This is a genomic window from Bacillus sp. DX3.1 (assembly GCF_030292155.1).
Taxonomy (GTDB): Bacteria; Bacillota; Bacilli; order Bacillales; family Bacillaceae_G; genus Bacillus_A.
The window spans coordinates 3,171,034-3,193,133 of sequence record NZ_CP128153.1; the positions used below are offsets into that span (position 1 = coordinate 3,171,034).

At 33.6% G+C, this 22,100-nt stretch carries 18 protein-coding genes and 1 pseudogene; 9 read left to right on the forward strand and 10 right to left on the reverse strand.

Annotation, left to right across the window (positions count from 1 at the left end; genetic code table 11):
* Window positions 1-119: 119 nt before the first annotated feature.
* The 3 genes and pseudogenes from QRE67_RS15730 to QRE67_RS15735 all read right to left on the reverse strand — a co-directional run bounded on the left by QRE67_RS15730 (window position 120) and on the right by QRE67_RS15735 (window position 2,785).
* Window positions 120-1,355 carry an FprA family A-type flavoprotein gene (locus QRE67_RS15730; RefSeq protein WP_286121106.1) on the reverse strand — a complete coding sequence of 412 codons (1,236 nt, stop codon included), beginning with the start codon at window positions 1,353-1,355 and terminating at the stop codon, window positions 120-122.
* 526 nt (window positions 1,356-1,881) lie between these two features.
* Window positions 1,882-2,012 (reverse strand): annotated as a pseudogene (locus QRE67_RS28705) (SAM-dependent methyltransferase); the annotation flags it as partial.
* A 50-nt stretch (window positions 2,013-2,062) separates the two neighbouring features.
* On the reverse strand, window positions 2,063-2,785 hold the full coding sequence (locus QRE67_RS15735) for a YwiC-like family protein (protein ID WP_286121107.1): 723 nt from the start codon (window positions 2,783-2,785) through the stop codon (window positions 2,063-2,065).
* A gap of 747 nt (window positions 2,786-3,532) precedes the next feature.
* On the opposite strand from QRE67_RS15735, the gene QRE67_RS15740 reads away from it, so the two are divergent.
* The 3 genes from QRE67_RS15740 to ric all read left to right on the forward strand — a co-directional run bounded on the left by QRE67_RS15740 (window position 3,533) and on the right by ric (window position 6,838).
* Window positions 3,533-5,401, forward strand: a complete 1,869-nt coding sequence (locus tag QRE67_RS15740; protein ID WP_286121108.1) for an anaerobic ribonucleoside triphosphate reductase — start codon at window positions 3,533-3,535, stop codon at window positions 5,399-5,401.
* The gene (gene nrdG, locus QRE67_RS15745) at window positions 5,398-5,862 is read left to right on the forward strand and encodes an anaerobic ribonucleoside-triphosphate reductase activating protein (RefSeq protein ID WP_286121109.1); all 465 of its coding nucleotides are present in this window, start codon (window positions 5,398-5,400) and stop codon (window positions 5,860-5,862) included. Before QRE67_RS15740 ends, nrdG begins: the two co-directional genes overlap by 4 nt.
* Window positions 5,863-6,130: 268 nt before the next feature.
* A complete protein-coding gene (gene ric / locus QRE67_RS15750) occupies window positions 6,131-6,838 on the forward strand; it encodes an iron-sulfur cluster repair di-iron protein (protein ID WP_286121110.1) in 708 nt (235 codons plus the stop codon).
* 129 nt (window positions 6,839-6,967) lie between these two features.
* Here the strand turns inward: ric and QRE67_RS15755 are convergent, their stop codons facing one another.
* The gene (locus QRE67_RS15755) at window positions 6,968-8,089 is read right to left on the reverse strand and encodes a TIGR04053 family radical SAM/SPASM domain-containing protein (RefSeq protein ID WP_286121111.1); all 1,122 of its coding nucleotides are present in this window, start codon (window positions 8,087-8,089) and stop codon (window positions 6,968-6,970) included.
* Between the two features lie 367 nt (window positions 8,090-8,456).
* On the opposite strand from QRE67_RS15755, the gene QRE67_RS15760 reads away from it, so the two are divergent.
* The 3 genes from QRE67_RS15760 (at window position 8,457) to QRE67_RS15770 (ending at window position 11,377) form a co-directional block, all read left to right on the forward strand.
* Window positions 8,457-9,146, forward strand: coding sequence for a Crp/Fnr family transcriptional regulator (locus QRE67_RS15760; protein ID WP_286121112.1), 690 nt, complete (start codon window positions 8,457-8,459; stop codon window positions 9,144-9,146).
* Between the two features lie 761 nt (window positions 9,147-9,907).
* Window positions 9,908-10,135, forward strand: a complete 228-nt coding sequence (locus QRE67_RS15765) for a DUF1858 domain-containing protein (protein WP_286121113.1) — start codon at window positions 9,908-9,910, stop codon at window positions 10,133-10,135.
* A 12-nt stretch (window positions 10,136-10,147) separates the two neighbouring features.
* Entirely contained in the window at window positions 10,148-11,377 is a 1,230-nt protein-coding gene (locus QRE67_RS15770; RefSeq protein ID WP_286121114.1) for a DUF438 domain-containing protein, read from the forward strand.
* 273 nt (window positions 11,378-11,650) lie between these two features.
* Here the strand turns inward: QRE67_RS15770 and QRE67_RS15775 are convergent, their stop codons facing one another.
* Both QRE67_RS15775 and QRE67_RS15780 read right to left on the reverse strand, forming a co-directional pair.
* A complete protein-coding gene (locus QRE67_RS15775; RefSeq protein WP_286121115.1) occupies window positions 11,651-12,730 on the reverse strand; it encodes a DUF5105 domain-containing protein in 1,080 nt (359 codons plus the stop codon).
* Between the two features lie 743 nt (window positions 12,731-13,473).
* Window positions 13,474-14,370, reverse strand: a complete 897-nt coding sequence (locus QRE67_RS15780) for a LysR family transcriptional regulator (RefSeq protein WP_286121117.1) — start codon at window positions 14,368-14,370, stop codon at window positions 13,474-13,476.
* 137 nt (window positions 14,371-14,507) lie between these two features.
* Here QRE67_RS15780 and QRE67_RS15785 point away from each other — a divergent pair, with 137 nt between their 5' ends.
* Both QRE67_RS15785 and QRE67_RS15790 read left to right on the forward strand, forming a co-directional pair.
* Window positions 14,508-15,473: a quinone oxidoreductase family protein gene (locus QRE67_RS15785; protein WP_286121118.1), complete on the forward strand. Its 966-nt coding sequence runs from the start codon at window positions 14,508-14,510 to the stop codon at window positions 15,471-15,473.
* Window positions 15,474-16,019: 546 nt separating this feature from the next.
* On the forward strand, window positions 16,020-16,673 hold the full coding sequence (locus tag QRE67_RS15790; RefSeq protein ID WP_286121119.1) for a hypothetical protein: 654 nt from the start codon (window positions 16,020-16,022) through the stop codon (window positions 16,671-16,673).
* Between the two features lie 43 nt (window positions 16,674-16,716).
* Here QRE67_RS15790 and QRE67_RS15795 read toward each other — a convergent pair whose 3' ends face one another.
* From QRE67_RS15795 to QRE67_RS15810, 4 genes are all read right to left on the reverse strand, one after another.
* A complete protein-coding gene (locus QRE67_RS15795) occupies window positions 16,717-17,067 on the reverse strand; it encodes a hypothetical protein (RefSeq protein WP_286121120.1) in 351 nt (116 codons plus the stop codon).
* Window positions 17,068-17,400: 333 nt separating this feature from the next.
* On the reverse strand, window positions 17,401-17,826 hold the full coding sequence (locus QRE67_RS15800) for a thioredoxin family protein (RefSeq protein WP_286121121.1): 426 nt from the start codon (window positions 17,824-17,826) through the stop codon (window positions 17,401-17,403).
* Window positions 17,823-18,263, reverse strand: coding sequence for a disulfide oxidoreductase (locus QRE67_RS15805; RefSeq protein ID WP_286121122.1), 441 nt, complete (start codon window positions 18,261-18,263; stop codon window positions 17,823-17,825). Before QRE67_RS15805 ends, QRE67_RS15800 begins: the two co-directional genes overlap by 4 nt.
* Window positions 18,264-18,570: 307 nt before the next feature.
* Window positions 18,571-20,469 (reverse strand): endonuclease MutS2, encoded by a 1,899-nt coding sequence (locus QRE67_RS15810; RefSeq protein WP_286121123.1) that lies wholly within the window; start codon window positions 20,467-20,469, stop codon window positions 18,571-18,573.
* Window positions 20,470-21,082: 613 nt separating this feature from the next.
* On the opposite strand from QRE67_RS15810, the gene QRE67_RS15815 reads away from it, so the two are divergent.
* Entirely contained in the window at window positions 21,083-21,874 is a 792-nt protein-coding gene (locus QRE67_RS15815) for an arylamine N-acetyltransferase family protein (RefSeq protein WP_286121124.1), read from the forward strand.
* Window positions 21,875-22,100 lie beyond the last annotated feature (226 nt).

The window sequence follows — 22,100 nt, forward strand, 5'->3', positions numbered from 1 at the left end:
TTTTCTCTCTTTGTTTTCACTATGTCTGGGCAGGAAAAGGATCTAACCGCTTCTATGCATGGCCGGATGCTCTCTCTCACCTAAAAAGAAGGATTTTATGTCGGTTTTTTAATTTGTATTTATATAGAACTTAATAATAAATCTGTGACAAATGTTGTTGCATGTTTGATTCGTTTTGTTTTCTCTTCATCCTTTGGAGAGAATCTTACACGAATAGGGAATTTAACGTGAGTCATACCTGTAGATTTAATAACGTTTGATGTACTTTGTACATTCATGTTTGTTTTATTTAGGTAATCTTGTACTACCTCAATTGCTTCACCACTCCAACCATATGATCCGAATGCAGCTGCAATTTTCCCTTCTAAGTTTATTTCTGTCATTTCTTTTAAAATTTCTTCTAAGTTTCCAATCATATCTCCATATTTAGTTGAAGATCCAATGAAGACTGCATCTGCTTCTTGAATACTCTCTATAATTTCATATTTATCTGATTTTTCAGTGTTGAATACTGTTACATTAATGTTATCTGCTTCGAATATTTCTTTGATAATATTTGCTATTTTTTTCGTATTGTTTTTAATTGTTGTATATACGATTGTTACTTTTTTACCTTGGGTTGTATCCTTGCTCATTTCTTCATATAAATCGATATATTTTTGTACATCTTGACGTAAAATGTATCCATGAGATGGAGCGATCATTTGTACATCTAAATCTTTTAATGCTTCTATTAACGTTCTAACGTATCTTCTATGTGGATGCATAATTGCATTATAGTAGCCAATAAAATCTTCTGTAATATCTACATTCGCTTCATCGCTAAAAATTTCATTATTCGCTACGTGCGTACTAAAGATATCACATGGGAATAAAATTTTATCTTCTACGCAATATGTAATCATCGTTTCTTCTGTATGGAGATATGGGGTTTCTTTAAATTTCAATGTTTTTCCGCCAATATCTAATGTGTCACCATCTTTTACAACTAAGAAATTTCTATTATGCAGCTTATACATTTCTTGTAACTCAGGTACTGCAATTTCTGTGCATACAATTGTAGCATTCGTAGCTCTTGATGCTAATGCTGCTAAACCACCTGAATGATCGGGTTCTGAATGATTCACTACTATATATTGAATTTCTTGTGGATCAATTAATTCACTTAAATATTCTACAAATTCTCTTCCAAACTCTATGTCAACTGTATCAATCACTGTTGGTTTTTCAGTTTTTAGAAGATACGCATTATAAGTTGTTCCTTTTGCTAAGATTAAACGATGAAACGGAACTTCCCTATTATCAATCTTCCCTACCCAATATATATCTTCTGTTAGCTTAATTTCTCTATTCATATTTTTTAATTCCTCCTGATTGTTATCTCTTAACAACACATTTATTATAAAAATTTTCCTAAGATAAAAAGAGGACTTGAATCACATTTTGCAAAAACAAATAAAAAAATACTTTAGTAAATGAAAATCTTTTTCTTTACTAAAGTATTTTTTATTACATATTTATTTTGTAGCCACAAGAACTAAAGCTGGTCCATTCGGTGAATAAGCTACTTTCTCAAAACTGGCATAAGCTTCTACGGACTGAAAACCACACTCTTTTAATATAGGCAGTAATTGTTTTTTTATAATAGGATATAACGGAATACTAGTTGATAATTCTTTATCATCTACATAAATCCATTTTGATTTTTCGACATATAGCCGCGGCTATGAATAACAAAAGGTGACCTGCACTCGTTTTCTCTCTTTGTTTTCACTATGTCTGGGCAGGAAAAGGATCTGACCGCTTCTATGCATGGCCGGATGCTCTCTCCCACCTAAAAAGAAGGGTGTTATGTCGGTTTTTTTATTTGTATTTATATACATTCAATGTTGCAATAAATAATACTCTTTCTCCCTCTAACGTATAATCACGCTTAAATGAGAAATGTTCCTTCTTAAGCACTGGAAATATGAAGTTTTTTTATCTAATACTTTTTCAAAATTTACAATTTGATGGTTGGAAAGTTAATGGACAATAAAGAGCTTGCTTTAATAATTGTAAGTTACATAAAGGCTTTGACTAATAATATTGTTGAAATAAAAAAATAAATGGAATTTAAGGTCTCCAAAACGCCCACTTTTAAAATCGAAATATTTCTACCATAAAGGAGTATGGATCGTACCAAACTTGGTATAAAGGCAATGGTAAACCACGGTGATACAATTAAAGTAGCAATTACAAGTAAAGAATGATACCCCCATGAAACAAAGCGATACGTTGGATTCTTTTTTTCACGAATCATCGTTTTTACATAAAACGTACTTCCCATAAAATATAAAAATGATATAGTCGCAATCACCCATATCTTCTCATCAACTGTTTTCATTGTGAAATAATAACTAATTATTCCCCCTATACAAAACAAAATAATAGCACATATATCATTTAATAAAGCTCGTTCGTTTTTTTGACGAGAATAATAAATATTTATGAAAAAACATGGAATCATGATAATAGAAAAGAACACAATACGCCATTCATACATAAGAGCAATGATCGCACATACAAAGGCCACACTAAAATAAAGAAAGAAACAATGTAAGTAATACTTCTTTCGTGGTTGTTTTACGTACATTAATAAAGGATACGTGGCTAAATATACAAACAGCCATGCTAAAAAGAGTGGTATGTGATACCACGTCCCTTTACCAATTAAAATCCCCAAAACAAATGGAATAAGCAACATTCCCCATGCTCCATGCTGCTTTGGAATAATTAACTTCATTCTTTCAACACCTCACACTCAAAATTTTTTATCAACAATGTCATATACTGATACTTACAAAAAAATTCATATGATGAACTCTATAAAGTGAAACTTTTATCAGTGGGGATTTTCTTCATCCCCCACTGATTATTAGCCCTCACCAATCGGGCTTTTACGGGCAGTTTATCCCTCCACCTATCTTCTTTTGTTTCCTTAGAATCTTGAGGTGGGAGTATTACTGCCCGCAAATAGCGGGGGAAAATTTTGTAGAAGTGATATTTCAAATAGTTTTTTCATAATAATTTGCTACTGAATCAAACAAAGAGCTTGAGAACAATGTCTATATAGAATAAATTCCCCATACTCTCTCTTCCATTAAGGATAAACTACGCTGAAAAAGGATACTGTGAATAAAATCACTGCATTATGTTTTTATACCTTTTATTTTATAAAGTGAAACTTTTATCAGTGAGGGGTTTTTTCATCCCTCGCCTAACTTCCTTGCTCCCGCTGAATTTTGAGGTGAGGGTATTACTGCCCGCGAATGGCAGGATAAACCTATTAAGTTCTAAAGCAATATCCACAAAAATCATTTAATAGACAATACTAGTTTATTAAAAACAATTCACATTTCCCATATATACGAATCATTAATTTTATATTGTTTTATAAGTACTATACTTTTTTGATATCCTTGCAAAACAATTCTATATGTAGTATTATTTCAACGTCACAAACACTACATATCGATAAGGAGTGGATCGAATGAATCCATCAAGTAGAATAAAAAAACAACCGTGGGATAATTTATGGACAACATTTAACACTATTGTACAGGATAACGATCAAGATTTAATGCAAGAAAATGCAAATGTCGACGGTCGGTCTCCAATGGGAATGATGGGAACATTTGCATCTGAGAGTGCAAAATATTATGCGATGGAACAATTACTTTCTGAACAAGTGAAAAAAGCGATAGATCAAAATATTTTATATCCGCACGATTTAGATTTTTATGCAACGGGTACGACAACATGCTCACAAATTCCATTAGCACAAATACTAGAAAAAGGGTTTCATACAGGTCATGGACATATGCGACAACCACAAGATATCAAAAGTGCGTTGGCGCTCTCTTCTATTATTTTTCAGGCAAATCAAAATATGCAGCACGGTGGACAATCCTTTGCACTGTTTGATATGGATTTAGCACCCTATGTGAGAAAAACGTTTGAAAGAAATAAAAAACGTTTAGAGACGTACCCATTAACAGCCGAGCAAGTAGAAGAGTTTGCGTGGAGAGAAACAGAAAACGATACGTATCAAGCTTGCGAAGCGTTTATTCATAATTCTAACAGCATGCATAGCCGCGGTGGTGGACAAGTACCGTTTGTTTCTATTAACTACGGAACGGATACATCAAAAGAAGGAAAATTGCTAATTAGACAGTTATTACGAGCAACCCAAGCTGGGTTAGGAAAAGGAGAAACACCAATCTTTCCAATTCAAATCTTTAAATTAAAAAAAGGTGTGAATTTTGAAGAAAGCGATCCGAATTATGATTTATTTGAACTAGCATTAGAAACGACAGCGAAACGATTATTTCCTAATTTTTCGTTTTTAGATGCACCATTTAATGCAATGCATTATGATGGTCGCCCTGAAAGTGAAGTGTGCTATATGGGCTGTCGTACCCGTGTGATGTCTAATATTCATGGAGAAGAAACAGCCATTGGAAGAGGAAATTTATCGTTTACGTCTATTAACTTAGTAAAGTTAGCATTAATAAGTGACTCAAAAGAAGTATTTTTTGAAGCATTGAATCATTATGTAGATCTCGGCATTCGCCAGCTACTAGAAAGATTTGCTTACCAATCTACAAAAAAAGCAAGGGATTTTCAGTTTTTATATTCACAAGGAGTATGGCGCGGTGGTGAAAAACTTCAACCAGAAGATTCTGTTGCTGAAATTTTGAAACAAGGTACGTTAAGTATCGGCTTTATTGGTCTGGCAGAATGTTTAGTTGCGCTAACAGGAAAACATCATGGAGAAGACGAAGAATCATGGAATCTAGGATATGAAATTGTTACATATATGAGAAAGAAAATGGAGCAAGCAACGGAAGAATATCAATTGAATTTTTCATTAGTCGCAACCCCTGCGGAAGGATTATCAGGAAAGTTTATAAAAAAAGATCGAGATGAATTCGGGATCATTAGCGGTGTAACAAATCATAACTATTATACAAACTCATTTCATATCCCGGTTTACTACTCCATTCAAGCGCTTGATAAAATTCGTTTAGAAGGACCGTTTCATACACTTTGTAACGGCGGTCATATTACATATATTGAATTGGACGGAGCAGCAATTCATAATCAAAAAGCATTAAAGCAAATTGTGCAGGCAATGGCGCAACATGGAGTTGGATACGGCTCTATTAATCACCCGGTGGATCGCTGTAAATGCTGTGGCTATAATGGAGTGATTGAGAATGAATGCCCAGGCTGCGGGAATGAAGATGAACACCATATTGAAAGAATCCGCCGTATTACTGGATACCTTGTCGGGGACATGTCGAAATGGAACAGTGCGAAGCGTAGTGAAGAAGCGGATCGAGTGAAACATAAATGAGAGTAATGAATATTATTCATGATAGTGTTGTAGATGGAGAAGGACTTCGGACAGTTGTGTTTTTTGCGGGCTGTCCGCATCATTGTTTTGGCTGTCATAATCCAAAATCTTGGAATCTTTGTAATGGTACTGAGATGAGTGCAGAAGAAATTATAAAAGAGATCGCAACAAATTCGCTGACTGATGTAACATTTTCAGGTGGAGATCCATTTTTTCAAGCTGCCGAAGTGAAAAAAGTGGCAAAGGCTGTGAAAGGTTTGAAAAAGAATCTATGGATTTACACTGGTTATACGTTAGAAGAGATACAGAATTCGCGAAACAACGATATGATAGAGTTGTTACATTATGGAGATGTTTTAGTTGATGGAAGGTTTGAACTCGAAAAAAGAGATTTGACACTTCCATTCCGCGGGAGCTCCAATCAACGTATTATAAGATTAAAACAAAAACCATCTATTTGAATATATTATCTCTTAAATAAACTAAGAAAAGACATAGATTGTATTTATAAAGTGAACCTTTTATCAGTGGGGGTTTTCTTCATCCCCCGCCTATCTTCTTTGTTTCTCTCTGAATCTTGAAGTGAGAGTATTACTGCCCACGAATAGCGGGATAAAATTACTGATGATGAAATTAACACATTACAAGTGATATATATCACCACGTGGATGCAAAATTATTGATATTCTTAATCCAGATACTAAATTTAAACTTTATGGAGGCATTCATATGGAACATACATTTACTGAGACTTCTGTTATTGGTGAGATTGTTACAAAATTTCCAAAGGCTAGCGATCTTTTTAAATCATATAGAATAGACTTTTGTTGTGGTGGTAATAGACCACTTATCGACGCTATTAATGAAAGAAATTTATCAGCAGAAGAGGTTTTAACAAAGTTAAATACTCTTTATCATGAAACAAAACTATTAAACGAATCGGAAATTGATTGGAAAACTGCTTCTTATAACGAATTGATTGACTATGTTGTGAATAAGCATCATCGCTATTTAAATGAAGAGTTACCACTGTTAAGTCCATACGTGACAAAAGTGTTACGTGTTCATGGAGCAGGACAACCTCATTTAGCTCAAATTCACAAGTTGTTTCATGAATTAAAAACTGAATTAGAGCAACATTTAATTAAAGAAGAAACAGAAGATTTCCCATTAATTTTAGCATTTGAGCAAAATCCAAGCGATGAAAATTATGTAAAATTACGCAAAGTAGTGGATGAATTGGAAAATGAACATAACCATGCTGGCGATATTATTAAAGAACTTCGTAAAATTACAAATGACTTTACTCCTCCAGTAGGTGCTTGTGGTACTTATCGTCTTGTCTATCAGCGACTTGAAGCTCTTGAATCCGATTTGTTCCAACATATTCATTTAGAAAATAATATTTTATTTCCACGTGCAATTGCAAAAGCTTAAATAAGAAAAAAGGTGAACCCTTAACTTGAGAGTTGTGGGGGATAACTTAAAAGGGGGCCATCCCCCTTTTCTTAGTTCCCTTCGTATAAAAAAATGGGACATGAGTAAAAAGTGCTCATGTCCCATTTTTTATACGTTTTTTTTCTGTTTTCGTAATGCTTTTGGAATGTATACACAGAAAGGTTCACTTTCCATGTAATCTCCAGTCATGGCAAAAGCTCTGGAACGAGATCCTCCGCAAACATATCGAAACTCACAAACCCCACACTTTCCTTTATACTTGTCCGGATTACGCAAGTCTTGGAAGACAGGGGAGTTTCGATAAATATCAGCTAGTGGTGTTGTTCGAACATTCCCGGCTTTGATAGGTAATAACCCACTTGGATACACATCTCCAATATGAGAAATAAATACAAAACCGTTTCCATCATTCACCCCTTTTGGAGCACGTCCAAGCCCATTAATCTGCCCCGTCATTCCAGTCATCAATACATCCTGATATTGAATAGCCTGATCTATTTTTTTATTTTCTCTCATTTTTTGTTGAATAACAACACGTCTATAGTGCTGAGCAGCTGTTGTTTTAATATCAAAAGAGACCTTCTTACTTAATTGATATAGCCATTGGAATACCCTTTCATGCTGAGCTGGTGAAATCATATCTGTTTCCTTGCCGCGCCCCGTTGGCACTAAGAAAAATACACTCCAAAGCACACAATCTAATTCCTCTACTAATTTTGCCATATCTTCAAGTACATTCACATTATAATTAGAAACAACAGTATTAATTTGAATAGGAATTTTCAATTCATGCAAATAACGAATCGCATTCATTGTTAATTCAAATGACCCCTCTGTCCCCCTAAAATGATCATGTATTTCAGCTGTTGGCCCATCCAAACTAAATGCCCATCTAGCAAGCCCTACTTCTTTTGCTTTTTGAATCGTTTCTTTCGTAACGTTTGGAGTAGCACTTGGTGTCATGGATACCCGAACACCTTTTTTTATCGCATAATCTGCAATCTCATATACATCCGGACGCATTAACGGATCACCACCGGTAAAAACAAGCATCGGATTATCCATTTCATATATATCATCAATTAGGTTTTTTCCTTCTTCAAATGTTAGCTCAAGAGGATGCCGATGATATTGAGCTTCCGCACGACAATGAAGACATTTTAATTGGCATGCTCTTGTTAACTCCCATATCACAATGAATGGATTTTTGTTAAAATCACGATTAATCAAGATTAAACCCTCCTATCGATTTATATTCTAATTGTAAAGTTATATAGACATTAATGTTGTGAGATACATCACGAATAAAATTCTCATTATAAAGTGAAACTTTTATCAGTGGGGATTTCTTCATCCCCCACTGATCATTAGCCCTCACCAATCGGGCTTTTACGAGCAGTTATCCCCCACCTATTTTCTTTATTTCTATCTGAATCTTGAGGCGGGAGTCTTACTGCCCGCGAATAGCGAGATAAATTTGTAAAAAAATGTTCACACTTTCTATCACAAATGTGATTTTTATTACTGTTTCATTTAACGGCTTGATATAACTTTATTATAGAAGGAATATGCCTGAAATTATTAAGGAGTTGTATATATGAAAGAAGAAATGATTAAAAAACATTTACGGGGAGTCTCCCTCTTTAAAGAACTTTCAGAAGAAGAACTTCAGCCATTTGTGGATATTTCACAAATGCGAATTTATAAAGCGAAGTCATTTGTATTTATGCAGGGTGACATACTTGACCGTGTGTTTTTTATCCACTCAGGTAGGGTGAAAATTCAAAAAACGGATGTAACTGGAAAAGAACAAATTGTTTCTGTGCTTCAAGCTGGAGAAATGTTTCCCCACGCTGGTTTCTTCCGAGAAGGTACCTTCCCCGCACATGCCGAAATACTTGAGTCCGCACAATTAATTGTTACTCCAATCGCTGATTTTGAGAAAATTTTGATTCAGTACCCTGAACTATGTATTAAATTGTTTAAGGTTCTTGGAGAGAAAATTGTGGATCTTCAGAACCGATTAGAAGAACAAATTCTTCATGATACATACGAACAAATTATTATGTTATTACTTCGCTTATGTAAATCAAATGGTACACAGATAAATGATACATATACATTAACGACCCATTTTACAAATCGAGAACTCGCCAATATGATTGGAACATCAAGGGAAACGGTTAGTCGCACAATTAATCAGTTAAAAAGAAAGAAATTAATTCATATTGATGAAAACGGCTGTTTCATTATTATTCCAGAGAAATTAGAAGAAGAAATCATCTGATCGAATACTAATAAATAAAAACCACCTTAATAGTTCAATATTACATAGATAAAGAATAATACGTTCAATAACTAAAGAGAAAAACAAAAAACAGGCTGTCGATAATTTTTTCGTAAGCCTGTTAATCGCTAATTATGATTATCGCTACTTTAAAATAAGAAAATCAGTATCCCCATAATAAATAGATTGGGGGTTCTTTTGTTGAATAAAATTTTCTCTTTATTACAAATAGTATCATTCAATTCTTTCTTTTGAGTTCTATATAAATCCATTTTGATGTTTCGACATATAAGCCGCGGCTATGGCTAACAAAAGGTGACCTGCACTCGTTTTCTCTCTTTGTTTTCACTATGTCTGGGCAGGAAAAGGATCTGACCGCTTCTATGCATGGCCGGATGCTCTCTCCCACCTAAAAAGAAGGGTTTTATGTTGGTTTTTTAATTTGTATTTATATATATCAACACTCCTTTTATGCAACGTACTTTCTTAACGCGACCTAGTTTTCTCTTCAAATTTTCCGCTTGGTTATTTTTATGAGCCTCATTCATTTTAACTCCAATTTTCGATTTTTTAGCAATTCTTTATTTGATTCCCTTATCAAAGTAAGTAAAAAAATTGATTGGATTATTAAAAAATCACACATGTACTTTTTTAAAAAATCTTTTAAAAAGTACATGTGTGATTTACCTCACAACCTATTCATTATCTCTATGTTACATTATTACTGAGAATTAATATCACTTGTTTCCGAGGTGAGAATGATGACAAAGATGATTGATTTTAGTCAAACAGTTTGCGATTTGGCTATCGAATACCCTGAAATCATCCCTATCTTAAAAGAGCTAGGCTTTGAACATATAACGAAACCCGGCATGCTGCAAACGGCCGGCCGTGTGATGACTATTCCAAATGGATGCCGAATGAAGGGAATTTCGTTCGATATAGTAAAAAAAACTTTTAAAAATAATGGATTTAACATTAAAGAATAGAGGAGAGTCCTTATGAGCGAGATAATTAACAATCGTGAACAAGAAAGTATGAATAAATTTGAACGCCAGGCAATCTTAAAGGAGATTATTAAAAATCTTCATAATGGAAAAAGTGTAGAAGAAGTAAAAGCACAATTTGAAGAAGCAGTCGGGAATATTACCGTTGCGGAAATTTCAAAGCTTGAACAGGCACTCATGGAAGAAGAAGGAATTCCAGTGGAAGAAGTACAACGTTTATGCTCAGTGCATACAGCTATTTTTAAAGGTTCCATTGAAGAAATCCATAGATCCGATAAACCCGAAGACGAACCTGGACATCCAATTCATACATTTAAGCTTGAAAACAAAAAAATCGATAAGCTTGTTAACTTCAAGCTTCAACTTCACTATGAACGATTCGAAAAAGAAGATAGTGAAGAAAACGTCTATAAACTAATCGAAGATTTAAATCTGTTGCTGGATGTGGATAAACACTACAGCCGCAAAGAAAATTTACTTTTCCCTTATTTAGAAAAATACGGAATTTACGGACCGACACAAGTAATGTGGGGGATCGATGACGTCATTCGTAACGCCATTAAAGATGTTAAACAAAAATTAACAAACTATAACGGAGATAAAAAGACAGTCTTAGACGGCGTTTACTTTGTCATCCGTGAGGCAAGTGAAATGATTTTTAAAGAGGAAAATATTTTGTTTCCGATGGCACTTCAAACTCTTACGGAAGACGAATGGATTAAAATCGCTCATGAAAGTGAGGAAATCGGCTATTGCTTAACAGGTCCTGCAGGCGTATGGAAACCTGAAAGAAAAGCGATACAAGAGCAGGCTATGTCTGAAGGATTCATTCGTTTAGAAACAGGTATACTATCTTTAAAACAATTAGAGCTAATGTTGAACCACTTGCCTGTGGATATTACGTACATTGATCAGGATGATGTTGTACGCTACTTCTCTCATGGAAAAGAGCGGATCTTTGCTCGCACAAAAGCGATAATCGGCAGAACAGTCCAAAACTGCCATCCTCCAAAAAGCGTTCATGTCGTTGAAAAGCTCTTAGAAGACTTCAAATCTGGAAACAAAGATTGTGAAGATTTCTGGATTAAGTTCAAAGATAAATATGTATACATTCGTTATTTCGCTATACGGAGTGAAGATGGAGAATACATGGGCGCCCTTGAATTCACACAAAATATTAATCCAATTCAAGAAATCCAAGGAGAAAAACGCATTCTCTCATAAGTTGAGATTGTCACAAGTCCCTTGATCTTTCCTCCTTTTGGAATAGTATTTTGCCAATGCAAAAAGACCTTCCGGTGAGATAAGAATTATTGCAAACTTCATTAACAATAATTCTTATAACCCGAAAGGTCTTCTGTGATATTTAAAGCAAAAGTTTCTTACGAATTTAATACTGAAAATACCGATTTTTATCAAGTATACGCATTTACTTATAGTTAATTACATTTCAAAAACTAAATCCTACAATTTATTAAAAGGACCCGTCCATCCTAACTAATTTTTATATAGTATTGGCGAAAGTCTCTTTATATCATATTCCTCTATGCGCCATTGATTTTCTCCATGTTTTTTCATGTTTACAGTTACAACTTCTTCAGTATCAGATGTTTTTGCTTCAGGTAATTGAGATGAAGTGAAATCAAATAAACGTTTCACTAATTCAGGATAAGAAATATTAGGATTCTCATTTCTAATTTTGTTACGCTCACTTTCTACTTTTATTTGCAAGTCAGAAAGCACAATAGGTTTCGATTTTATTTCGACTTCTGCTGTATCGCTTCCTGGGTTTACAGATAATACTTTCGTTTCAAATTTCACATTTTTTTGAAGTGCCGCCTTCAAATTTTTGAAGTAATTTGTAAATGATTGTTCATCAATACTAGAGTAAGTGTAAGAACCTGAAAGGGATGACGTTTTAACTGAGTTTTCTATCATGCTTGCAAATTGCTTACCATCTTCACCTGTTAATTCATTCATTTTTTCTAAATCTTTATCGTAAAAACCCGCATTTAAGTATGCAGCTAACGCTTCAGCTGGTCTATTCAAATCTTTCGCCTTCTTCACTAGCTCTTTACCATCAATTGTAAAATTAGTTTTCTCTAGTTTTTCTTTATCTGGATCCACACGATATTTTTTGTATTCAAGTTCATAGGAAGGTGCCTCTTTAACATCGAAATACAGCGTACCAGATACTTTTCTCCCTTTATCGATTTCTTCATAATTAAGTAGATCCTCGTCATTAGAATCGTATAGTTTCATTTTTTCGTCTTTTATGTACAATGAGAAATCCTCTTCCATTAATAACAAAGGTTTATCCCCTGTATTTTTAATATTCACTTTCACTTTAAGGATACGCTCATTTATTGATTTTTCGTATCTTTCTGGTAAAGCAAATTCCGCGTTTTCAAATTCCAATTCATAGCCTTTTTCCTTCGTCTTTTCTCCTACTTTTTTTACTTTTGCCGTATTGTCCTGTTTTACTTCTTTTGAACTTTCTGTTAAATTACAACCACTTACAACCCCTACTGTAAGTGCTGCTGCTAAACATGCTCCTGTGATTTTCTTAAACTGCACAACTATCTCTCCATTCTCCCTATTTGTAGGATATTTTGCAAGATTATCTATATTATATCATTAAATCTGTCTGTATTTATTTCTTAATATATCGAATTTAAAACGTTGTAGTTCTTACTTTAAAATTTTGAAATTAAAATAGGTGTAGAAACTTATGACATGTATTACTTACTTTTAACCCTTTGGAAAAATAAAAAGAAAACAAAGGTAAGTTATTAAGGTACTCAATTGAGGGTTATGGTGCAAGGAGTGTATTTATTTGAAAAAGGTATATAGATTCCTAATGAAATCTGTTCTTATGTAGCCGTTCCAAATAGTTGATGAATTCACTTCACTTGATTTTGGACACAGTTGTCCTGTAAAGCAAGTTGTCCTTTTTTAAAGTACTAGTATTAGTATGGATTTGGGTCAATATCTTGGTCACAAAAAATTTAGATTCAAGCTTATATAGTTCCCTCCTTTCACACTTTCTAGTGGAATCTTACATAACAGGCTAAACATTGTAAATCACCTTACGATTATTGGAATACATGAAGAATTTTACTTATTTCTTTGAAAATAAAAGTTGAGAAAGTATTCATATTTATGTGGCCTGATATAGTAAATTTGAGATTAGTATAACCACTGTCCTTAAAAACATGGAAAAGCCGATACTTGTTTTTCATCCAAATATCGGCTTCCTCTTCTTTAAAAACATCTATTATTCACTTTTCTTATTGAGTGTAAAACAAATATTTTCCCACTCAATAAGCTTTACCAAACGATGTTCTTGTTGCATCTATAAATTGCTGTAACGGCGAGGTTATCCACTTATCCTTATGCCAAGCAATTTGTGTAAAAATAGGAGCAATTGTACTTCCTAAAACTAACTCCTTCATTGTACCTTCTTGTATATCTTTTTCTACTACCATTGCTGGTAAAATCGCTATGCCTAGCCCTGCAATTACACATTGCTTAATTGCTTCCACACTAACAAACTCAATTTTATTTATAGGATATACGCCTTCTGCACGGAATGATTCTTCAAATATAGTACGATACGAACAGCCAAGTTCTGTTAATAAAAGCGTTTCGTTTTCAAAATCTTTTGTGGAAATTGTAGATTTCTCAAGTAAAGGATGATTAGGAAAAACCACTATTTTTAATTCCTCTTTGATAAGCGACTCTATATGTAAAGCATCTTCTGTTTTACATTCATCTAAAATAAACGCAAGGTCTAGTTTCCCTTCCATCAGTTGCTCTTTTGCATCCTCATTTGAATGCGCAGGCTTAAATATAAGCTTTATTTGAGGAAATTGTGCCTTAAACTCCTTTAAAATTGAAGGAAGTCGGTATGTACATTGACTTTCTTGCGCGCCAATAATTAATGTACCTGATATTTCTTCATCCTCTTTCACAGCCATTTTAGCCTCATAACTTAGCGCAATCATTTTATCTGCATATAGTTGAAACTTTCTTCCCGCTTCAGTCAAAAAGAGACGCTTACCTAGTCGCTCGAATAATGGTGTACCCAGTTCCGCCTCTAATGCTTTTATTTGAGCAGTCACACTCGATTGAGCAAAGTTTAATTTCTTCGCAGTCTGCGTAAAGTTTAAATTTTCTGCAGCAGTTTTAAATGTAATTAATTGTTTTATCTCCAATGCCATTCCCTCTTTTCAATCGATATTTCCGATTGATTTCATCGAAATAATCCTCTTTGTTGATTGATATATATATTGTAAGATAAGAATCATTAACAAACAATATTAACACACGTTACAAATTGGAGGTATTTCATATGAAAGCACTTTGTTTCAAGGAATTCGGAAATGCTGATGTATTAAAATATAAAGAAGTGTCAGACCCAATTATAAATCCGAATGAAATTCTTGTTCGCACAAAAGCGATTGGCTTAAATTTTGCTGATATATATAGACGTAGAGGTGCTTATCATCTCGCAGGAAAACCACCTTATATATTGGGTTATGAAGGGTCGGGAATTGTAGAGCAAATAGGTAGCGAAGTAACTAACGTCAATATTGGCGACCACATTGCATTTGCAGATGTCCCATTTGCAAATGCGGAACTCGTAGCTGTTCCTATGGAAAAAGCGATTCCACTACCAGATGGTATTTCGTTTAAAATAGCTTCTTCTGTTTTACTGCAAGGATTAACAGCACATTATTTAACCAAAGATAGTTATGAAATAAAAATAGGCGACACAATTCTAATTCACGCAGCAGCTGGAGGAGTTGGTCAACTTCTCATTCAAATTACTAAAATGCTTGGCGGAAAAGTTATTGGTCTCACCTCTTCTCCGCAAAAAGCTGCAGCAGCTTATTCAGCTGGAGCAGACCATGTATTTTTATATGAAGGACCATGGCCTGAAAAAGTGATGGAAGTAACAAGCGACCGAGGTGTAGATGTTGTGTATGAGTCAGTAGGTTCTACATTATCAGATAGTTTTCAAGTTACAAGAATCGGTGGCACGGTCGTTTTTTACGGGATGGCTGGAGGAGACCCTGCTCCCGTTGATCCACGAATGCTTATGGATACTTCTAAAACATTAACTGGCGGAGACCTTTGGAACGTTTTGACTACCTATGAAGAACGAGAAAAACGCTCAAAACAATTATTTGACTGGATTACTGCTGGAAAATTAAAAATTGCAGATCCTACTACTTTTTCTTTAATGAATGGTGCTGAAGCACACCGATTGTTAGAAAGTCGAAAGAGTACAGGGAAAATTTTATTGCTACCATAAAGTGAAACTTTAATCAGTGGGGTTTTCTTTATCCCCCACTGCTCGTAAAAGCCCTCACCTATCTTCTTGACTTCCTGCCCAATTTTGAGGTAGGGTACTACTGCCTGCGAATAGCGGGATAAACCATCTGTAATTAGTGATTCCTCAAAGTGCTGTTTTGTGTATTCGCTTAAAGAAAAGTAAGTGAAAAACTAAAATCGGTAAAGATTTCTTCAAAAAGAAGAGTAGGTAAGGTACTTGAGGGTATTCTAGTGAAATATACTATGATCTTGAAAATTTTTGCACCAGAACCGCTTTAACTCACTATCTAATACATGATAAAAAAAGAATCCAATGGGAGTGCTTCTTTTTTCACATCAGTAAGACTTTCTAGATAATCCTAACTATAGTTTTTAAAACATTTGTTTATAAATTTTCTCAATGTAAAGAGTACGTATATTTCCAGTTTATTTATTCAAAATTATAAACTATTAATTTACAATAATTTAAGAACCATATAACAAGAGAAAATGTATGAATAATATTCTATAGTAAAGGAGTCTATAAATGAAAAAAGCATCTTCCCTCTTCATGACTGTATCGTTATGTATATTTATATCTGCTTGTTCCAATCAAACGAAATCTGAAACAGAAGTAGAATCTGAATCTAATAAGGTTCCCGTGACGTCTCAACCCAATGTAGGGATTAGGCCTTATACAGAACCGTTATCTCAAGTGGGTCAAGAAGCAAAACATCCGCTCGGAACATTTATTTTAAAGCAATTAAGTGAACCAAATACAATGATAGAAGCGGGACCACTTCATATTCAAGTAGAAAGAATTAAAGTTACTCAGAGTACAGAAGTAAGCGGAATTGGAAAATACAACCTAAAAGAACGAGGATTAAGTACAGAGCAAATGAATGCAATACAATTAACAACCACTTTAGAAAATACTTCAGATCAAGCACTGGATTTGGAAAAAGGACCCTTCAAAACACTTATTTTAAGTAATGGAGAACAAGTAGATGTGTATAAAATGAGCGCAGATCCAAAAAATCGGACCTTACAAGCAAAGGAGAAAATGAAGCTCACACTCATCTGCTTCTTATCTCAAGTTCCAAACGATTTAAAATACATAAAGGTGATTACAGACGCGGTACGAGATCAACAAACCAAAAGTGAAGTGAGCCCTTTAACAAATACGGAGATTACCATGTAAACAAGAAAACAGCCTAATGAGGCTGTTTTCTTTTATTTTTTAATTAAAAACTACAGTATCCAACAACTGGTTTAGACGAACCTGTTTTAATGAAATAATCAGGAGCATAGCCATAGTTAAAACTGCCACCGTAACCATTATCATCTACATAATCCCAAACTTTACTTCCCATATAGGATTCGCCATTCACATAGCAATATAACCAAAGGTTAGTCCCATCTGGAATATTACTTTGAGTCCGTGTACCATTTATTGTTGGTGTCGTACGAATATCCAAACCAGAACCAGTTTTTTGTACCGGATAATAAGCAGCCTCTGTTACCGTTTGACTTGCAAATAAAACTGAACCTGCTACTGCTACTGAAGCAATGGATAATGCAACTTTTTTAAACATGTGTTACCTCCTAATAAATTATATTTTATTGCATATGGGGAATCCCCCTCATACCTATCAAATAAAAATTAGTCTTTACTCAACCTTGGTAAGCATGAGGGGGAAACCTCTAAAATAAATAGTTCTCCTATAAATTAAAAGAGTTTATTGTTAAAAACAAGAATAAAAATTAATATTTTCATATTTATCAACTTTTACATAGCAAACTAGAAAACCATTCATATATACATTCCATATCCTATCTGCATACAAAAAAGAGCTTAATAGAATTTTTCTAAAATGGATAAATCAACAAACTGATTTACATTCTTTACATACAAAACATCCAAACTCTTATTTGTTGTTTTCAAACCATGCTTGAAACGTTTCTCGAGACTGTTCTCCTAAAATTCGATTCATTTCTTTCCCGTTTTTGTAAGAAATAATTGTAGGTGTCCCTTTTATTTGAAACATATCCCACCCCTGTTGATATTCCTCTAAATTCATAACTTGCAAATCAATATTCATATTTTTTGCTAAAGGAACTACAATTGGAGAAACCTTCAAGCAATGAGGACAGGTTGTTTTATAAAAATAGACTATTTTTTCTTTGTGATTTGAAAGGTCTTGTTGCAATTGTTCTGGTTTAATTTGATTCTGATAATAATTTATCTTTTCTGTACTTGTTGTTTTTTCGCTTTTCGGTTCCTTATTTGTGATAAAAGTAATAACTGCAAATACCAATATAATAGCGGTACTAAAAATAAGCATTCTTTTCATATACTTCTTCTCTCCTTGCTTATTTTAATAAGGATAAAACTGCAAATAACAATGATAAGAAAGGCTATTAGAGCGAGCAGTGGAATCGTAATAAATCCAAACCAGTCTAAATAGTCTCCTGTACAAGGTATTCTTCCACATGTTGCTCCATTTGTAGAAAAAAAGAATACTTTTTGAAGCAAATAATGATAGATAGATATACATGCTCCTACAATGGCAATGATTAAACTGTAAATTCCAATTTTATAATCCTTTCGTATAATAGCTGCTCCTAATAAGACCACTAGTGGATACATGAGAATACGTTGATACCAACATAATGTACATGGTTCATATTTCATTACTTCAGAAAGATACAAACTGCCAATGGTCGCGATAAAAGCAACAGCCCATGCGTTGAACAATATGTATTCCAGTTTTTTTTCTTTATTATCCATGATCTCACCTTCCCTATTTGAAACATACAAATGCTCATATATAGAGCATTTGCAATGACAATAACCGTTTCAAAAGTTATTATAAATTAGTGATTCATTATTTCGAATACTTCCATCATGTTTCTCAACAACCTGCCTATTGAGAAACTTTTTCATATAAATTGATGAACAATAAAAAGCGTATTCGTTTCATTAAGTTTCATTACATACAAACTTGAACAAAATAAAAAGAGTGAAACAGCTATACTGTTCACTCTTTAGGACGATTCGTTTACTATTCTCATTCTTGTTTAATTGCCATACATCATTATTTCCTGTTTCTAATTTCCTTTTGTATTTTTCTTAGTGCTTTTTTCGATCCTCGTTCTATATCATGCTGTAGTTTTCGATCTTTATAAGTAATGAATAATGTATCTAAGTCGTACCCCTCTGGGTATAATTCAGTTGCTTTCAATTCCAGAGCGACTCGCTTACAATTCACTTCAATAAATTCTTCATTATATAGCACCACGATGTTATAAAAATTGTCTTTTTCCTTATATACAATCCCGTAATCATCGTACTCTAATAATTTTACTTTGTCCCCTTTCTCGAATTCATACTGTTCTTCTTTTTTCACTATGACCATTTTCGGTTTCTTTATTTTGTTTTCTTGCACTCGCTCTAAGCTATAATCTTTATTTTCCATATAATTCTTTGCTCGATCTAAAACACTTTCTCTTACATTCATTTTCTTAGAAATCCAAAGGGCGTTACTTTCTCCAGATTTTCCGATGATAAGCTTATACATCGGCTCTATTGTTTCATTATTAAATTGCATTGCCGCATTCATAAAATCACTATGAATTTCTGAAAAACGTTTAATTTCACCATAATGAGTCGTAGCAATTGTCATACATCCCATATGATAAAATTCTTCTAAAATGGAAATTGCCAGTGCAGCACCTTCATTTGGCTCTGTACCGCTACCAATTTCATCAAATAATAGCAGCGTGCTATTATTGGCTTCCCTCATAATTTCTGAAATATTTTTCATATGAGATGAAAAGGTACTTAATGCATTTTCAATACTTTGGTTATCACCAATATCAACAAAGATATTCTCAAAAAGCGAAATCTCTGTAGCTTTATCTGCAACAATATGAAACCCTGACATCGTCGCTAAAGTTAGTAATCCAATTGTTTTCAGCACAATTGTTTTCCCACCAGCATTTGGCCCTGTTATAACCAAGCTGCGATAATCTTTCCCGATTTCAAAATTCAATGGTACAATCTTTCCTTGTAACAGCGGATGTTTACATTCAACCAACTTTATATATCCGTGATTATTTAACTTAGGTTCTATCCCACCAATATGTTTGCTAAATTTAGCTTTCGCAAACACCATATCATATTGACTGATGAGTTCAATATTAATCTTGATATCACTCATTTCTTCATATACCATTCCTGATAAGGTTGCTAATATTTGATACTCTTCCATTGCCTCTTCCGCTTTTAAACTTGCTAACTCCACGTTTAATTTCGTAATTATAGTCGGTTCCATAAAAACAGTTGAACCTTTAGAAGAAACTTCAACAATCGTTCCTGCAACTTGATTTTTGTAAGAAGCCTTAATCGGAATTGTATATCTGTCGTCTTTTTTACTTATAAAGAATTCTTGAATATATTTCTTATTTGCACTACTATTTAAAAACTTATTTAATCGCTCTTTAATCTTTTCTTCCGTTGTTTCAATTTGGTTTCTAATTCGTTTCAATTCTTTACTTGCCGCAGAATCTACACTGTTCCCTTTAATGGAAAAGTTTATCTCTTCTTCAATACTTATAAACTCCGACATCGAATACGCATATGAACTTAATACTGGTGCAAAGAATTCTTTATCCAGCATGAATTTCTTAATTTTTCTACATCCTCTTAAAAAGTCCGATATGCTAACTAACTCTGTTGGATCTATAATCATACCCTTTTCAAGTTTTTGAATGATACTTTCAATATTAGAGATGCCCAAAAATGGCACATGACTTTCCGCATCTAATATAGCTCTTGCTTCCGTCGTTTCATTTAATCTATTTTTCACTACCTTAGCATTAGAACTCGGTTGTAACTTATCAAGCAATTGTTTGCCAAGTCCACTTACACAATAAGACTTCACAATTTCCTTTAACTCGTTATACTGCAACTTTTCAAATGTGATTGTATTCATTTTCATTCTCCTCACTATGATTTCATCATATATGAAGATACCTAATCATTAGATTTCAACGGGTTTCTTTAAAAATGAACATAAAAAAGCTGTGGGGATACCACAGCTTTACTTACATTACAAGGCAAGTGTAAAATAACGCATTATTAAATAAACCAACATTTTAAAAATGTATCGTTACTCCATAACACATACGATTACATGCTTTATAAAGTATTGTAGGTATCTTCATAGGTTTTGAAATAAATCCATGACAAATCTAGGGGTATAGAACGCTATAAAAATCCCCTGTCATCATTAGATTCATTTCATTAAATTTTTCCTATTTAGAACCTACCGCACTCACAAAAAGCACCTCTCATAATTTATGATTATTTTCATTGAAATCTAATTTATTGAAGTTATCATACTATATGCTTTGAAATAAGTAAAGGTACTTCTGTACGCTCATTTAGTTCGTTACCATTGTTTCACTTCTACACTACTTTAGTCGTAAGTATATTTACTTATGTATGACTAAACGTATTACGGATGTTTTCTTATCCATATTTATATACAATATATATGTACAAATTGTCTTGTTACACAGTAAAGCGTACAAGGAGAGATTCCAATGACAGAATTACAAAAGTACTTCTTTGCAAGATTGAATCTAAAAGAAAAAGAATCTATCGCATTTGAAGATTTAAGTGAACTTCTTATTTCAATGGCGCAAGCAGTTCCGTTTGAGAATTTAGATATTGTTAAAGGAAACGTAAAAGCAATTTCTAAAGAAAATCTTCAAGAAAAAATTTTAATCAACCAGCGTGGTGGCCTTTGTTATGAACTAAATCCGATTATGTATTATTTCCTGAAAGATTGTTGCTTCGATGTTCATTTAGTCTCAGGAACTGTTTATGATTCAGCATCAGAAACTTGGGCTGTTGATGAAGGGCATGTAGCAACTGTTTTAATACATAATAACGAACTATATTTAATTGAAGTTGGATTCGGTTCATTCCTTCCCCTTATCCCGGTTCCATTCACTGGCGAAGTTGTTCATTCTGTTACAGGAGACTATCGCATACGAAAAGAAACGACTGAAAAAGGTACTTACATTTTAGAAATGAGAAAGAACAATGATTTTTTAGATGTAGCATCATCCGAAGAATGGAAATTAGGTTATGCATTTGACATAGAAAAAATCGATGAGCAAAAATTAAATCAAGCTCAAAAAATAATTGTAGAACACGAAAGATCTCCCTTCAACAAAGTTCCTATCGTTGTAAAGCTCACTGACGATGGGCATGTTTCTTTAACAAAAGACAGCTTTACAAGAACTAAAAATGGTGAAAAAAGTAAGGAATTGATCACTGAACAGCAGTACACAGAATTACTACATACAGTGTTCGGCATTAAGCTTTAACATGAATCTATATAAATACAAATTAAAAAACCGACATAAAATCCTTCTTTTTAGGTGGGAGAGAGCATCCGGCCATGCATAGAAGCGATCAGATCCTTTTCCTTCCCAGACATAGTGAAAACAAAGAGAGAAAACGAGTGCAGGTCACCTTTTGTTATCCATAGCCGCGGCTATATGTCAAAAAATCAAAATGAATTTATATAATTTGAAGTATCTTCTAGTCTTG

What these genes read in the sequence shown, in the direction of transcription:
- QRE67_RS15800 (WP_286121121.1), bottom strand. Translation starts at nt 17,826, where the DNA reads ATGAAAAGAATGCTTATTTTTAGTACCGCTATTATATTGGTATTTGCA.
- QRE67_RS15765 (WP_286121113.1), top strand. Translation starts at nt 9,908, where the DNA reads ATGACAAAGATGATTGATTTTAGTCAAACAGTTTGCGATTTGGCTATC.
- QRE67_RS15730 (WP_286121106.1), bottom strand. Translation starts at nt 1,355, where the DNA reads ATGAATAGAGAAATTAAGCTAACAGAAGATATATATTGGGTAGGGAAG.
- QRE67_RS15790 (WP_286121119.1), top strand. Translation starts at nt 16,020, where the DNA reads ATGAAAAAAGCATCTTCCCTCTTCATGACTGTATCGTTATGTATATTT.
- ric (WP_286121110.1), top strand. Translation starts at nt 6,131, where the DNA reads ATGGAACATACATTTACTGAGACTTCTGTTATTGGTGAGATTGTTACA.
- QRE67_RS15785 (WP_286121118.1), top strand. Translation starts at nt 14,508, where the DNA reads ATGAAAGCACTTTGTTTCAAGGAATTCGGAAATGCTGATGTATTAAAA.
- QRE67_RS15760 (WP_286121112.1), top strand. Translation starts at nt 8,457, where the DNA reads ATGAAAGAAGAAATGATTAAAAAACATTTACGGGGAGTCTCCCTCTTT.
- QRE67_RS15815 (WP_286121124.1), top strand. Translation starts at nt 21,083, where the DNA reads ATGACAGAATTACAAAAGTACTTCTTTGCAAGATTGAATCTAAAAGAA.
- QRE67_RS15735 (WP_286121107.1), bottom strand. Translation starts at nt 2,785, where the DNA reads ATGAAGTTAATTATTCCAAAGCAGCATGGAGCATGGGGAATGTTGCTT.
- QRE67_RS15805 (WP_286121122.1), bottom strand. Translation starts at nt 18,263, where the DNA reads ATGGATAATAAAGAAAAAAAACTGGAATACATATTGTTCAACGCATGG.
- QRE67_RS15810 (WP_286121123.1), bottom strand. Translation starts at nt 20,469, where the DNA reads ATGAATACAATCACATTTGAAAAGTTGCAGTATAACGAGTTAAAGGAA.
- nrdG (WP_286121109.1), top strand. Translation starts at nt 5,398, where the DNA reads ATGAGAGTAATGAATATTATTCATGATAGTGTTGTAGATGGAGAAGGA.
- QRE67_RS15740 (WP_286121108.1), top strand. Translation starts at nt 3,533, where the DNA reads ATGAATCCATCAAGTAGAATAAAAAAACAACCGTGGGATAATTTATGG.
- QRE67_RS15795 (WP_286121120.1), bottom strand. Translation starts at nt 17,067, where the DNA reads ATGTTTAAAAAAGTTGCATTATCCATTGCTTCAGTAGCAGTAGCAGGT.
- QRE67_RS15770 (WP_286121114.1), top strand. Translation starts at nt 10,148, where the DNA reads ATGAGCGAGATAATTAACAATCGTGAACAAGAAAGTATGAATAAATTT.